This window comes from Streptomyces sp. NPDC036984 (assembly GCF_055607665.1).
Genome location: NZ_JBVJRL010000042.1, coordinates 13,804 through 27,406 on the forward strand (window position 1 = coordinate 13,804; position 13,603 = coordinate 27,406).

At 68.3% G+C, this 13,603-nt stretch carries 10 protein-coding genes and 1 pseudogene; 5 read left to right on the forward strand and 6 right to left on the reverse strand.

The genetic code is table 11. The features are described 5' to 3' along the window. Positions 1-8: 8 nt before the first annotated feature. A pseudogene (locus ACZ7DL_RS38105) lies at positions 9-1,088 on the reverse strand (IS630 family transposase). A 114-nt stretch (positions 1,089-1,202) separates the two neighbouring features. Between ACZ7DL_RS38105 and ACZ7DL_RS38110 the strand changes: the two are divergent. From ACZ7DL_RS38110 to ACZ7DL_RS38120, 3 genes are all read left to right on the forward strand, one after another. After that, on the forward strand, positions 1,203-1,505 hold the full coding sequence (locus ACZ7DL_RS38110; RefSeq protein ID WP_470781562.1) for an AAA family ATPase: 303 nt from the start codon (positions 1,203-1,205) through the stop codon (positions 1,503-1,505). Then, on the forward strand, positions 1,433-1,657 hold the full coding sequence (locus ACZ7DL_RS38115) for a hypothetical protein (protein ID WP_470781546.1): 225 nt from the start codon (positions 1,433-1,435) through the stop codon (positions 1,655-1,657). Before ACZ7DL_RS38110 ends, ACZ7DL_RS38115 begins: the two co-directional genes overlap by 73 nt. Before the next feature lie 130 nt (positions 1,658-1,787). Then, positions 1,788-2,819, forward strand: a complete 1,032-nt coding sequence (locus tag ACZ7DL_RS38120) for a hypothetical protein (protein ID WP_470781548.1) — start codon at positions 1,788-1,790, stop codon at positions 2,817-2,819. Positions 2,820-2,958: 139 nt separating this feature from the next. On the opposite strand, the gene ACZ7DL_RS38125 is transcribed toward ACZ7DL_RS38120, so the two are convergent. The 4 genes from ACZ7DL_RS38125 to ACZ7DL_RS38140 all read right to left on the reverse strand — a co-directional run bounded on the left by ACZ7DL_RS38125 (position 2,959) and on the right by ACZ7DL_RS38140 (position 9,091). Then, a complete protein-coding gene (locus ACZ7DL_RS38125; RefSeq protein ID WP_470781550.1) occupies positions 2,959-4,377 on the reverse strand; it encodes a Wadjet anti-phage system protein JetD domain-containing protein in 1,419 nt (472 codons plus the stop codon). Then, positions 4,370-8,140 carry a DUF4238 domain-containing protein gene (locus ACZ7DL_RS38130; RefSeq protein WP_470781552.1) on the reverse strand — a complete coding sequence of 1,257 codons (3,771 nt, stop codon included), beginning with the start codon at positions 8,138-8,140 and terminating at the stop codon, positions 4,370-4,372. Before ACZ7DL_RS38130 ends, ACZ7DL_RS38125 begins: the two co-directional genes overlap by 8 nt. A gap of 53 nt (positions 8,141-8,193) precedes the next feature. Continuing rightward, the gene (locus ACZ7DL_RS38135) at positions 8,194-8,475 is read right to left on the reverse strand and encodes a hypothetical protein (protein WP_470781553.1); all 282 of its coding nucleotides are present in this window, start codon (positions 8,473-8,475) and stop codon (positions 8,194-8,196) included. Between the two features lie 88 nt (positions 8,476-8,563). Next, a complete protein-coding gene (locus ACZ7DL_RS38140; protein WP_470781555.1) occupies positions 8,564-9,091 on the reverse strand; it encodes a hypothetical protein in 528 nt (175 codons plus the stop codon). 197 nt (positions 9,092-9,288) lie between these two features. Between ACZ7DL_RS38140 and ACZ7DL_RS38145 the strand changes: the two genes are divergently transcribed. Continuing rightward, positions 9,289-10,179 (forward strand): hypothetical protein, encoded by an 891-nt coding sequence (locus tag ACZ7DL_RS38145; protein WP_470781557.1) that lies wholly within the window; start codon positions 9,289-9,291, stop codon positions 10,177-10,179. 83 nt (positions 10,180-10,262) lie between these two features. Here the strand turns inward: ACZ7DL_RS38145 and ACZ7DL_RS38150 are convergent, their stop codons facing one another. Beyond that, on the reverse strand, positions 10,263-12,695 hold the full coding sequence (locus ACZ7DL_RS38150; protein WP_470781558.1) for a hypothetical protein: 2,433 nt from the start codon (positions 12,693-12,695) through the stop codon (positions 10,263-10,265). Between the two features lie 518 nt (positions 12,696-13,213). On the opposite strand from ACZ7DL_RS38150, the gene ACZ7DL_RS38155 reads away from it, so the two are divergent. Beyond that, complete coding sequence (locus tag ACZ7DL_RS38155) at positions 13,214-13,384, forward strand: hypothetical protein (RefSeq protein WP_470781560.1); 171 nt, start codon at positions 13,214-13,216, stop codon at positions 13,382-13,384. Positions 13,385-13,603 lie beyond the last annotated feature (219 nt).

Sequence of the window (13,603 nt, forward strand, 5' to 3'; positions counted from 1 at the left end):
TGAGCGCATTAGGGTGACGCAGGGTCGTCGAGGGCCAGGCCGGTGCCTGCTATGAAGCCGTCGAGGGTGTCGGGCCGGTACTGGAGGCGCTTGAGCCGGTTGCGTACGAGGACTTCCAGCTGGTCGAGAGCGACGACGGCGAGGTTGGCCAGGCTGCGCTTCACATGGGCCCATACCCACTCGACGGGGTTCAGGTCCGGCGAGTACGCGGGCAGTAGGAACACCGTTAGCCATTCGCGCTCGGCGATCAACTCACGCATGGCGTGGGAGACATGAGTGTTGAGCCGGTCCCAGACCAGCACGATCGGGGCCTTGACGAGGTGGTGGACGCCGTCGAATCAGCGCGATGAAGTCGCGTTCGCCTATGCTGCGACGTTTGCCTTTGCCCGCGGGGTGGGTGCGTAGGCGGTGGCACAGCCGGGTGCGGGAGCCGGGCCGCATCGCGATGAGTCCGGCTACGGACAGGCGTCCCGAGCGTCGGCCGCTCACCGTCACGATCGGGGTGCGGCCACGCCGGCCCCAGGTGCGTCCTCTGGGCGGCCGCCGGGTGAAACCCGCCTCGTCCTCGAAGCAGACGTAGCCCCCGCACGCCGCCCGGGCTCTTTTACCTCGGCCCAGGTCGCCTCCTTCCATCCTGTCACGGTCTGCTCGTCGCGCTCGGCCACCCGCCGCGCGGGCACCTGCGGGCTGAAGCCGAGCCGGTGCATCAACCGTGTGGCTCCCGAGACGCTGTAGGAGACGTGGAACTTCCTGCCGATCAGCGTGGCCACCCGCGCCGCGGTCCACACCTGGTCCTCCGCCCAGCCATGCGCGGCTGGACCCTCATCGAGGTACGCGGCCAGCTTTTCCAGACAGCGCGGGGACAGGCGGCATCGCGATCCACTCGGGCCACGAGAGGCCAGAGCCGACACGCCGCCGTCCCGCCACAGCTGGTGCCACTGGTAGGCCGACTTCGGACTCACCCGCAGGCGCCGTGCCACCTCCGGCGGCTTGATGTTCTGCTCGAACAGCTCGGCCGCCTGCATCCGTACCGTCTCCCGGCGCTGACGTCCCGTAGAGGTCAGCCCGCCCCCATCCGCATACCTCACACACCACGGATACAGCCACCACATCGGCCCTATCAGGCACTCCGAAAGAGTTCACCCTGACGAGCCGAAGTCAGTAACGCTCTGGGGCTGCCCGGGGAACCGCCGACCCGGCCGATCGAATTCGACACCCTCCTGAAGGAAACGCTGTCACAGACGTTCCGCGTGCTGGTGTGCGACGAGGCCCAGTGGATGGGCCGCAGTTCGTTCGAGTACTGGCGCCACCTGTGGGACGACCGCAACACCGACATCGCGGTGATCTTCGCCGGCGGCGATGGCTGCTACAAGGTCCTCAAGCGTGAACCGATGCTGCCTCGCGGATCTTCATCTGGCAGAAGTTCACACGCATGCCCGAGGCCGAGGTCGTCGCCACGCTGCCGGCGTTCCACTCCCTGTGGGCCGGGGCGGACCCGCAGATGATCCGCACCATCGACCGGGCCGCGGCACACGGCAACTTCCGCAACTGGGCCACCATCACCAAGCACATGCTCAACGGCATGAAGAAGAAGGGGCTGACCGAGGTCAGCCAGGACCTCGTCAACTGGGTGTACAGCAAGCTGGGCGGCATGTAGCAACGGCCGCGCATGCGCGGCGGCCCGGCGAGCACGGGCCGCCGCCGACAGCCTTGCGCGCCGCACGGACCGGCCCTGGCGTCTCCGCATCCGGGGCCGGTGTGTGTGGTGCGCGGCCGGAAGGGAGGCGGTGGCGGTGGTCTACGGCGACGTGACGATCGTGGTGGACGAACAGGACGACCTGTTCTACACCCGGGTGGCGCTGCAGGCCCATCGGCCCAGGGAAGGCCGCATCACCGTGCAGCCGACGCCGGCCAGCGGCAGCCCGGCCGCGCTGGCGCACGACATGCTGTATGCGCTGGGCAAGCGGCTGGCCCCCGGGCCCAACTCCCCCGATGTGTGGTTGGACTCGGTGAACGCGGCCTGGCTCGCCGCGGCTGCCTGGGGTGTCGCGACCGGGGTGCGGCACGTGGTGGTCCCCCGGTCCCATCTGCTGACCATCCGGCGCATCGACCAGCTGCTCGCCTGGCGCGAGTCGACGGGGGCTCAGCTGACCCTGCTGTGGCAGAAGGCCCCGCGCGGGCTGCCGCCGGCGCTGGCCCGCGTGGAGCGCCGCATCAGCGGCCGGGACCAGTTCGAGGCGCTCCTGGCCGAGCCGGGACCGATACCCGCGCGCCCGTCCTTCCCTCCCGCTCCACCGATGACGGGAGCGGCGGAGGTGGAGACGGGGCACTGCCCGACCCGGCAGCCGCCGGATGCCCTGCCGCAGTCGATGAAGCCGCGACGGCAGGCTCACCCCTGCACCGGCGCGATGGCGACAGCGCAGCTGTCCCAACCCGCCCCTGCCCTCGAGCTCGCGTCCGAAGACACCACCGCTCTGGCCACTCTCGCGCACCCGCTCATCGCCGGAGCGCTGAGCGTGCTGGCCTTCACCCGGGCCGGCCTGGGCAGCCTGCGCTTCACCCGCGACCTCGACATCACCGGCGCCGTCTCCGCCATCAAGCTCCACGGGGTCGGCCATCGCAGCTGCCCGCTGTACGCGGTCCCTGCCTGGGCACGCCCGCTGCTGGCCGGCGCCCGCGCCCACCACCGCCTCACGGGCCAGCCCGGGGACAGCGTGTTCGCCCCCGTGCTGGTCGCCGAGGCACGCCATCTGCGTGCACACGCCGGGCGTCTGCCCCGACTCGACTTGACCTGGCCCGCCGACATGCTTGTCCCGTGAGCTGGGGTGCCGACCGTCCGCACTGCGCGCCACACGGCACAGCTGAGGTTGCCGTTCGAGGCAGCCACCGCCCACGGTGGGAGGGCTAGGAGCGGTGGAAGACAGTCCCAACCGCCCCGCTCTGTCGTGTGCCGCAAGGTCAGCAGTTGTCGGGCACCGGCACGGCTTTCAGCAGGCCCGGGAGTGCGGGCAGGACATCGTCGTAGAGGGTCTCCTGCTCGCAGCCGTGCCCGCCGGTTCGGGCGATCTCGTCGGCCAGATCGCGCAGGGCCTCGATGGCCTGGTGCGCGAGCCGGGCGGCGAGCTTGCGGTTCTCCTCCAGTTTCGCGGGCTCCTGGTGGTATTTGGTGCCGGCACGGTAGAGGTCGACGGTCATAGCGACGGGGGCGACGGGCCGCCCGATGCGGTCGGCGAGGTTCCCGATGATGCGGATGCCGTGGGCGTCGAGGTCGCCCCATGCCGCAACGGGCAGGCCTTCGAGGCCGCGGAGGAACTCGGCCAGCCCGTCGGTTGCGTAGCCCTTGCCCCAGATACACAGCCAGGTATCGGCGATCTCCGGGATCTTGCAGACCTGTTCGAAGGTGTCCTCGTTCTCGATCAGGAAGATGCCCTGGGCGTCACAGGCGATCATGCCGAGGGCGCGGACACCGCGGGCGGGAAGGGCGAGCCAGGGGTTGCAGGCTGCCGCATCGGCGATGACGGTTCCGACGCGCCACTGCAGGGGGCCGCGGATGCGTAGTTCGGTGTCGGCCTTGTCGACGGCCTGGTCGAAGGGGATGCCGATCAGGTTGGAGAAGGCCTGCTGCCTGGCTGGGGTCCAGGCGCTCTTGGTGTTGCGCAGGCTGCGTCCAGCGAGTTCCTTGGCAGTGATCTTGCGGGGGGTGTCCTGGGCGGGCCACCAGATGCCAGCCGCCCGGATGGCGACCTCGTACACGCGCCAATCCTCGGCTCGTGTGGCGGTGCCTTCGGGGATCTTCAGGACGCGCCCGGGTGGTGTCTTGGCCAGCAGCACGTATTCATGGGCGAGTTGAGGGACGCCGGACATGACGTCGAGGAGCTCGCGGTGCAGGTCTTCGGGGTGCTGGCGGCCTTGGAGTTCGGCGAGTTTGTCCTCGGCGAGTTCGGCCCACGACTGGGTCAGGGTCCATGACCGCGGGCTGTAGGCGGTGCCGTTGACGACGTCGCAGCGCAGGATGACGGCGCCGCAGCGGATGAGGTCGACCACGGTCTGCCAGGCGTTGTCGCCGAGGTCGGCTTGGATGGTGGGCCAGCGCTTGGTGGTTTTGGTCCGCAGGACCTTCATCAGTTGTCGGGTGGTCAGGGCGGGCGGCGGCTCATAGGGGCTGACGGGGTGGTCGGCGACGAGGTCGACCTGCCGGGGACTGACCCGCCGTCGCTGGTCCCTGGGGACGCGCACGTGGATGGTGTCGTCGGCGTCCTTGGTGATGCGCGGCAGGGTGACGGCGGTGATGCCCGGCGGCAGGTTACGCAAGGGGACGGTCTCGCGGCCGTGTGCCTCGCCGATGAGGAGTGGAGGCCTGGGGGTGGGATCAGACATGGGCGCGTCCTGCGGTGATCCAGTCTTCGGTGAGTTGGGTACGGTCACCGTTGCTGTCGAAGGCCCAGATGCTGGTGGGCTGGTTGATGATGTCGGCCGCTGATGCGTGGACGAACCACAGCAGTTCCCCGCAGACATCGGCGGCGTCGGCGAGGACGCTGTCCTGGCAGGTGCCGAGGATGGTCAGGTGTTGGTCACGGGCGACGTCACGCAGGGCGGCGAGCATGTCCTTGCGGTTGACCTCCCCGAGGCTGTTGCCGAGTTCGTCCAGGATCAGGACTCTGCCCTGGGTCTGGGAGTCGGCCAGGAGTGCCGCGAGGACCAGCAGGATGGCATGCACCTTGACCTGGGCGCTGTTGGCGTTTTCTCGGTAGGAGACATATCCGCCGCTGCGGGAGCGTTTCCACCGCGGGATGACTTGCCACTGCCAGTCACCGGCGCCCTGGGGGCGGACGCTGATGTGCTCGAGCTTGGCTCCGTGGCCGTCGCCACGCAGGTCAAGGTCATTGAAGGCGGCACTGATCTGGGCGAAGAGGCCGTCAAGGTGCTTTTCGATCATGTCCTGGAGGGTTTCCAGGTTGCGGACGCAGGTGGCGACCCCGGTGGTGAGTTCTGCGATCGCCTGTTCCCGGGCGTGCTGGTCGCGGGTAATGCGCGTTGCGGCCACTTCGTCCTGGTCGCGGTGGCCGGCGAGGCGGTTGTCCAGCGGTGCTGCCACGTCGGTGAAGGTGAGGGTGGGCAGGACCGTAGGGTCGGTGTCGGAGAAGGCCCGCATCGTCTCCTCTCCGGCGCGGAGGTCTTCGCCGACGTCTGCGCCTGGGGTGCCGTCCAGCCCGTAGTACTCGTAGGCCTTGCGTAGTTCGTCCTGCGCCTGTCGGTGCAGGGTCGCCGGCCGGGGTGAACGAGCCTGGTCCGATGCCGGGTCCAGGAGGCGGACGGCGTCTTCGAGGGTGCCGTCCCATTGCAGCTGCCACTGGGCTGCTGCGACTTGGCTGCGCTGGCGTTCAAGAGCCGCCAGGGTGCGGTGCCGTTCCTTGAGCGCCTTGCTGACCGCTTCCAGTTTGAGCTTTGCATTGGCGAGGAGCTGCTCGTGGGAGGCGTGCCGGGCCACGGCTTCCTTCCATGTCTGCTGGAGCTTCTGTTCGTCGTGCGCGGCCTTGTTGACGCGGCCGGTCAGTTCGTCGATCTGGGTCTGAAGGTCGTTCTCTCGGGTGCGGAGGCGTGCGAGTTCTTCAGCGGCCTCGGCGGCCGCATGCTGGGTCGTGGCCAGGGCGAGGGCAGCGGCGGCAACGGTCACGGCCTCGGCGGCCTCAGCGATGCCCTGCTCGGCGGCTGTGAGATCGTCGCGGGCTTGTCGGAGCCGGGCTTCGCGGCCAGCCAGCGGGGTCGTGAAGCCACCCGTCACGGTCAGCGCCAGCCCCTGGTCATGGACGGCAGCGCCGTCGGCCGAGGGGATCAGACGTTCTTGAAGGGTGCCGAGGAAGCGTGCCACGTTCAGGGTGCTGTGCATGCCCTCGGGCAGGCGTTCTTGCCCTTCGTCGGATGAGATGATCTGCGCGCCGGGCAGAGCGGCATGCAGAAGACGGCGGGCCTTTTCTTCATGCTCGGGTTCGACGACGATCGCGTCCTGCCAGGGCGCCAGACGCGGTTCCCACGCGGGGCGGGCGACCTCGTCCACGTTGAGCTGGTCGAGCAGGCCGTGCGCGGGGATGCGGTGTTCGCTCAGCAGATCGATGGCGTGGCCGGCCTTCCCGCTGCGGCCCCGTTCGACGTTGTGCAGGTGGGTGCGGGCTCGGGTGGCGATGTCTTCGGCATCCAGGCGTTGCAGCTCAGCCTTGGCGTGATCGCGTTGGCGTCGTTCCAGGCGGGCGGCCGCGGTGGCGCAGTCGCTGCCGTCCCAGCCTTGTGCCTGAGGCAGGAGCGTGGTCCGCTGACTGTGCAGCAGCGCCTGCTGGGTGGTCAACTCCGTCATCTTGCTGGACAGTTCGCGTGCATGTTCTTGGGCGTCGGACCACGTCTGGCGGGCTTCGCTCTCTTGGGTGGCGAGGTCCGCGGCGGAACCGAACGAGGTCACATGGTCCTCGGCGTCCTGCACCAAGTCTGCGACTGTCGCGGCCGCCTGCCTCTCCTCCTCCATGGTCGCGGCGATGCGCTGGTCGCTGTCGTGGGCGTCGCGGAAGGAGGCGGCAAGGTAGCGGCGCCATGCCTCGTGACCGCGCTGGAGGGCGAGGCGGGCGGCCTCGCGGGCGTGCACGCCGCTCATCACGTCGTCTTCTGCGAGCAGCGCCTGGGCGTGCTCCGTCTGGGCCTTGTCGAGGTTGATCTGGTGTTCCAGGGCCTGGCCGCGCAGGTCCTCTTCCTCCTCCAGCAGGTGTGTCATGCCCGACAGGGCGATCAGGGACCGGCCGATGTCGTGGGGCTCCATCTCGGTCAGCTGCTGGCTGAGCAGCGAGGGAACGGGTGGGCGCAGGGCGGTGTCGAGGTAGGTGAGGCAGCGTGGGGCGGTGCCGTAGAGCTTCTCGGCCATGGCCCGGGCGGAAAGTATCTGGCGTGTGCCCAGCTCACGCCACAGGGCGTCGGCCTGGATGCTGCGCTCGTGATCGGTGGGGGCGTCGGCGAGGTGCAGGCCCTCGGTCCAATTGGCTTGCAGGTAGGGGGCGGTGGTGGCGATGCGAACCCAGACGGTCAACGAACTGGTGGCGGGGTTCGCGGGGTGAGCGAAGACGCCGACGATGTAGCCGTGGGTGACCGGAGAGGCATGGTGAGCTTGGTCGACGCCGGCTGCGTCGGGACGGAACAGGATGCCGCTGGCGTGCCGGCCCCCGTTGGCCTCCAGGCGCCACTGCGGGTCGGCCAGCTGTCCGGGTCCGGTCGGCTTCCAGTGCATCCAAGGGTCGTGCTGCGGATGGTGGACGATGAACTGGTCGGCAACGTCGTAGGCCACCTGCACGAGCGCCATGCCAAGAGCGCCTTCCGCGTGCATCAAGTGATCTACACGTTTGCGTGGATCGGTCTCTTGGGTGGCAGGGCCGGGCAGGAACAGGAAGCGATGCGGATCCAGCGGGAGCATGATGTTGCTCAGTGCGGCGGCACGTACCTGGTTTTCGTCGTCTGGGCGGTTCCAGATGACGACCGGGGTATCGCTGGTCAGTAGGCACATGTCGCTGAAGCCAAGCGCCCACGGCCGGGCCTCCAATGTGATCGCCAGCGTGACGATGTTCTCCACGATGTAGCGCAGGTGCGGGTTGTTCTCAGCAAGTTTCTGCACTTCCAGCGGCACCGCTGCAATGTCCGCCGCCTCTGTTTGCCGGTGGGCGAGGCGCTTCCGCTGCCGGGTGGTGCGCAGTATCTGAGCAGCCATCCACCACGCGAGCGCATGGCGCTGAGCTGGGTCCAACGGCCAGTTCGGCGTGAGAGCCCAATCAGGGTCGTCCAGCAGGATATTCAGCACCGTCTCGGAGCGGCCCTCAAGGTGAGTGAACAACTCCTCGGCAGCGTGGTGAGGTGCTCCAGTACTGCTTATGCCCCAGTAGTAGCCGGTTTCGGCACCGATGCCCGTAGGCGTCACCGGAAACGGCTCGTCGACCTTGTCCAGCCGCCGCACCTTCAGCTCGTACTTGCGGCGTGCCACGTGCTGAGCGAAGTGCCTCAAGTACATCTGCGGCACTGTGTGATCGCGGGTACCGCCTGCCTTGGCCGCGCGCTTCCCCGACGACGCCTTACCCACAGGCTGCCCTCCCCTGTATGACTCCGCGCCAGTCATACACGAAATTGAACAGAGACTGTCAGTGGAATTTGCGGGGGACCGCGAACTGCCTACTCGCTGGCCTGGCGCTGTGACTCGGCATGCTCGGCGAGCGCGCTGAGGGCGTCACCGGTCAGAGTGAGTACCTGCACGAACTGCTCATCGGGTCTCAGTCCGTCCAACCCGGCGCGCGTCAGGGTGGCGTGCCAGTCCTTGCCGCGCAAGTGGGCAGGGCCGGTGGAGCGGAGGCCTTGCAGGACACGCAACGGGCGGATCAGCGCGTCGCTGTCACCTCCGCTGGAGGAGACCCATGCTTCGAGGCAGTTGATCCTTTGCGCCTTGGAGTCGGTCACCCCGGGAAGGCGCCGGAGGGCCTTGACGTCCAGGTAGTCGATGACGCCCTTGGCGAGCAGGAGTATGAGGGTGTCGGCTTCGTGCTGCTCACTGCTGGTGGGCAGGTGCAGGCCCTCGAAGGCGATCTGGGACGGGCTCGGCGAGCAGCAGCCACGCGAACGGCTCCCTCCACACCGACAGCAGGCAGTCCTCCAGCGACGGGCGCATCATCGGCCCAGCCGTGTCCGGATGGTCGTCGATGAGCAGGCCGTCGGTGAACCCGCCGATCCGCCCCCAGTGCGGCAGGCCGTTCATCACCTCCGCGACCGCGCCCGGCGGCAGCACCTGGCCACGTCCGCCCGCCGGCAGGCTCAGCACCGCCGTACCGGCGTCAGCCTCGGTGATCAGCGCCTGACCACCGACATACACCTCTACCGGACCCGCAGCCTGCGCTCGCCGCCAGCCGATCAGCACGGACTCGCTACCGTGGCAGGCTGACACCAGCGCCGCCAGCCGCTGATCCCGCGAGTCATCCCGCCCAGCGCCATCGGAATCGTCGGTAAGCCGTCGTCGTGGAATCTCCACCAACCGGCAGGCCGGTACGTTCCGCACGGCATCCCAGACCGCCTCAACCATCGCTCACCGCCTGTCCTTCATCGGCATGGCTCCGGACACCGCGGTCAGGGAGCGTTCGCAGGACACATGTGTGGTCATCTGTGTTTATGTATTCGTGAGGGGCACTGCCGGCTAAGTGGTGGTCGGCCTCTCAGGCGGCCTGCATGGAGGCAGGGGGTACTGCCGTAAGACGTCTCAACTTCGGATCCCGTGTCCCGGTGGCCGGGGAGCTGTTCGCGGCCTCCGACGGAGTGGACCTGACGCGCTATCGGGCCGTGGCGCAGCGCACGGATGACGCGCACCCTGGGGCGGCCATGCTGACGAACTACGCCTACGCGCGGTCGGTGGAGGAAGCCCGTGGGAAGGTCTGTCAGGAGAACGAGCGGCCGGGCGGCATGTACGGGACACAGGGCTTGTACCGGGTGGTGGAGGTGACGGAGGAGGGGCCGGCCAGCAAGGAGCGCCAGCAGGAGGCGGCCCGCCGGCAGTTCCTCTTCACGGTGATGCAATGGCAGCGCCTCGCCTCCGCCCGCCAGGCCTACACCGACACCGTGAGTCCGTACTACGACGAGACGCTGCAACACGTGGCCCACACCAGCGGGGACATCGGCAAAGCCGACATCGGAGCACTGCTGATGTGGAAACGACTCAGAGCCGACACACCCTGGGCCGCCGAACTCATGGCCCTCCAGGACGCCGACGTACGCCGCGCAACCGCCGCAGCCACGACCGCGGCCCGGGACACCTCCCTCAGCCGCGGTACGTCAGCACAAGCCGGCCGAGCAGGCCTGACCTCACTACCGGGCTTCCGCACCGGCGACGCCTTCGCCTCCGCCGTCCTCGCAGCAGCCGCACCAGACCGCATGGCCATCTACGACCGACGAACCCACAGCGCACTGCACGCCTTCGGCATCCCCCTCAACCACACACCCGGCCGCTATGGCCGCTACATCGAAGCGATCGACCAGCTTCTGGTCGGCGCCCCAGCCCCGATCCGTAACTGGACCCCACGCGACATGGACACCGCGGCTGGCAACAGCCAACCTGCAAGCCCCAAACCTGATAAGCCCACAGGCCAGGCCCCCGACTCAAACAATCAAGATCAATAAGCACACGTTCTCCTCGGTGCCTCCTGCTCGGCCGTGATGCGTCAACGGGAGCAGGGGGCGGATAGCAGGAGCGAACCTCTGGCCTACCACCATGCTTCAGCAAGGCTGCCGTCGGCTTTCAGCCCGTACCGGCTGATGTGCCTTTCGAACTCATCGTCTTCGCTGCACTGCCGATACAGCCAGGCGGCGTGCCCGGCGTCGATAGCTGCGCGAATATGCCGACTGGCCTGCTCTGGGTCACCGGCTCTCTCCCGCATCTGAGCGAGAGCGAACAGGGCCTCGCGGTCCCCAGCATCGGCCGCGGCACGGTACAGCCGGCCGGCTTCCTCCAGGTCACCGGCCTTCTCCCGCATCCGCGCGAGGGCAAACAGAGCCTGGCTGTCCCCGTCATCGGCGGCGGCGCGGTACTGGTCGGCCTCTTCCGGGTCACCGAACGTCTCTCGCATCCGCGCCAGTTGGTGCATGGTGTCGTCGTCGCCGGCGTCGGCGGCTTGCCGAGCCAGGCATTCCGCCCCCTCCAGGTCACCCTTCATCTCCCGGACCTGAGCAAGCCGGTGCAGGGCGCCGGTGTCGCCGGCGTCGGCGGCTTGCCGGGCGAGCCGTTCCGCCCCCTCCACGTCGCCGCACGCCTCTCGCACGAGGGTGACGATGTACAGGGCGCCGAAATTTCCGGCGCCAGCAACCTGCCAGGCGAGGCGCTCGGCACTGTCCAAGTCGCCGTCGTAGGCATGCATGAGGGCGAGAACGTACAGGGCGCCAGTCCGCTCGCTGTCTGCGCCTTGCCGGTCGAGCACGTGGGCCCGGTCTGCGGCGCCGGCCTTCTTCGATCTCGGGGAAAAGGACCGGGCCCAGACTGCGCCCGTGTCGGCGGCCGCGCGGTACAGCCGTGTGACAAGGTTCCGCTCAGTGCATCTCCGCTGCATTCGAACCAGTCCGTACCGCGAAACGACGTCTGTGGTTGCGGCCGCCCTGTACAGCCGGGCAGCTCCATGCCAATCGCCGTCGCCCTCCCGCATGATGGCGAGAGTGTGCAGCGCGGCGTAGTCCCCTCCGTCGGCCGCCTGTCGAGCAGCACTCTCGGCCCCGTCGCGATGGCCTGCTTGGTCCAACATCAGAGCGAGCCGGTGGAGAGCGTAGGTGGATCCGGCGTCGGCGGCGGCGCGGAATAGCCGATCGGCATAGCGAAGCCGCAACCGATACTCGGCGGCGAAGGCGAGTGCGGTGAGGTCGTCGGGGTTGTGCAGGTGGTCGGCTGCGGCATCCCAGAAGCCTGCCGGGGGCGAGTGGTAGCGGCGTGTAGCGGCGACGTGCTGGTGGAGGTAGTCGGCCATCCGGTAGTGCGCCCTGGAGGGGGCAAGCTGGCCGGGTTGAGCGATGTCGACCAGGGGACCTGGAATGCCGTGGCTGTGGCGGCGGGTGTAGTCGGTGGCGTGGGTGAACCAGGTGGCGCGCCAGGCATCGTCCTGGGTGCTCCAGTAGTCGGAGTCGATGTAGGCCGTCGCGGCCTTGCGCAGAAATGCCTCGGGCAGCAACTCGCCGACGCCCAGGCGACGGGCGTCAGCCGCGGCGTCGAGCAGGGCTCGGGCTTCTACAGGCGCGTGGTCGTAGCGGTAAATCAGTTCGCGGGCTCCGGCGAGGTATTGGGTGATGCGGACACCGCCGCGATCGAAGGCTTCGGCGAGGCGCGCATCCTTGGGAGCCAGGCAGCGCAAGCCGGCCATAGCAGCCTCGTCGAAGGAGTCGGCAACGGGAATGACCGTGGCTGAGCGAAGCAGGGCGCGCGCGTGTTGGTGGGGGTCTTCCGCAGGTGAGCCACTGGCGGGAGATGCGGTGAGCAGGGCACGGGTACGGCGCCATAAGGTGCCCAGCATCAAGACAGGACCATTGTTGGGTTGGTTGAGCAGCTCGGTCAGGGCGGCGGCTGCTCTTTCGCCTTCCTGGGGCGCGTGCGGGGTGTACAGGTAGCGCTGGGTCTCATTCAGCCACAGGACGGTCCGTTCCAGGGTCGGGTGGCTGGTCAGCCCGTTGAGGAGCGCGTTCAGGTCAGCCGGGCGCCATACCCGCCATCCGTCAGGCAACGTCTGAAGAGCTTCCCACAGGGCCCGGGTCTTGCCGGTGGAGGAGTCGGCTACCAGCACTACCGCGCGGCTGCCGTGAACGGCGTGAGCGATCTGTTCACGCAGCAGCCTGTCGTGCTCTCGCTCGACGTACAACGGAAGCGTGCTGTGGCTGCCGCTGTTGCCCTTGCGCGGCTCGATCGAGGGATGGACCTCCAAGACCCTGATGGGGTCAAGCTCGCCGACGGGCTGACCTGGTGGCGGCGTGGGGGCCTCCACCGAGCTCGATACGCCCGGACCGGGCTGGCGGGCCTGCTCCCACAGTTGTTTCCAGAAGCGCCGCATTCCCTCGCGTTTTGGACCAGCCGGGATGCCTTGCCACTCGAGCATGACCTCCACCAACCGCCACAGCTCCATGAAGTCGTCTGGGGCCCGGCCCAGGCTGAACCAATCGCCCACCGTGGAGGGCGTTGGCTTCAGCAGCCCGCCGGGGTTGGCACGGCGGATGACCTCGTTCCGGGACCACTTCTTGGGAATGGCTCTTCCGCTCCCCGCGGCGTTGGCCTCCCTCGTGCACTTCCTACACTTCTCGACGACAGGTGCGTTCGTGTGTTCCTCCTGAGGCCGCCTCCCGGGGAGGGCTCTCCCGCTTCCAGTGGTCGTCGACTTCCGCGCGCAACCGCACTTCTCAGCGAGAGCCGCTTTCGTGCGTTCCTCGGCCTTCCTCAGTTCCTCCGCCAGGGCCGCTTTGCCTGGGTGATCGATCTGCTGTGTGGACAAGGCCGCACCGTCCCCCCGCCTGCTCTCTGTTCGTCCGGTCCATCCGGTGGCGAACGGACCGGACAGCACCCCTGACCTGCGCTGTTGCCAACTGCGTCCGGCGCATCCGGTGAATGCGGACGCCGGGCAGGGCTCTGCGATGCGCTCGATTCTGCCCGCCACGAGGGTGTGGCGAATCGGAAACGAAGGAATCAACGATGAGCTTTAAACTGGTGTGGACCATCACGACAGTGACGCTGTTCGCGATCGCGGCGGTTACGGCCGTTCTCCTGACGCGGGCCGCCCTCGACGGCACTGAATCAGAGCACCGTGCGGGAGTGCTGTCAGCCATCGCCGAAGTGCTGCGTGCCCTGCGGGGCAAGCGATAACCATCCCGCAACGCAAGAGAGCCGCCCCGAGCCCCGCACGCCCGCGCCCGACACCCAACCCTCCACCGAGCCCACCCCGGCCAAGCCCAGCTAGGCCGTCATCGAGGCCACGGTCCTGCTCTCACTTACAGCTCATTTCGTTTGGTGTGATCTTGCGGCATGCTGTTCGCGTGTCGAGCGAGTTGGTCGAGCGGATGGTGCCGGACGGGTTGTGGGAGC

Coding starts and splice junctions, on each gene's coding strand:
- ACZ7DL_RS38115 (WP_470781546.1), top strand. CDS start 1,433: ATGCCCGAGGCCGAGGTCGTCGCCACGCTGCCGGCGTTCCACTCCCTG.
- ACZ7DL_RS38125 (WP_470781550.1), bottom strand. CDS start 4,377: ATGTCTGATCCCACCCCCAGGCCTCCACTCCTCATCGGCGAGGCACAC.
- ACZ7DL_RS38130 (WP_470781552.1), bottom strand. CDS start 8,140: ATGACTGGCGCGGAGTCATACAGGGGAGGGCAGCCTGTGGGTAAGGCG.
- ACZ7DL_RS38140 (WP_470781555.1), bottom strand. CDS start 9,091: ATGGTTGAGGCGGTCTGGGATGCCGTGCGGAACGTACCGGCCTGCCGG.
- ACZ7DL_RS38155 (WP_470781560.1), top strand. CDS start 13,214: ATGAGCTTTAAACTGGTGTGGACCATCACGACAGTGACGCTGTTCGCG.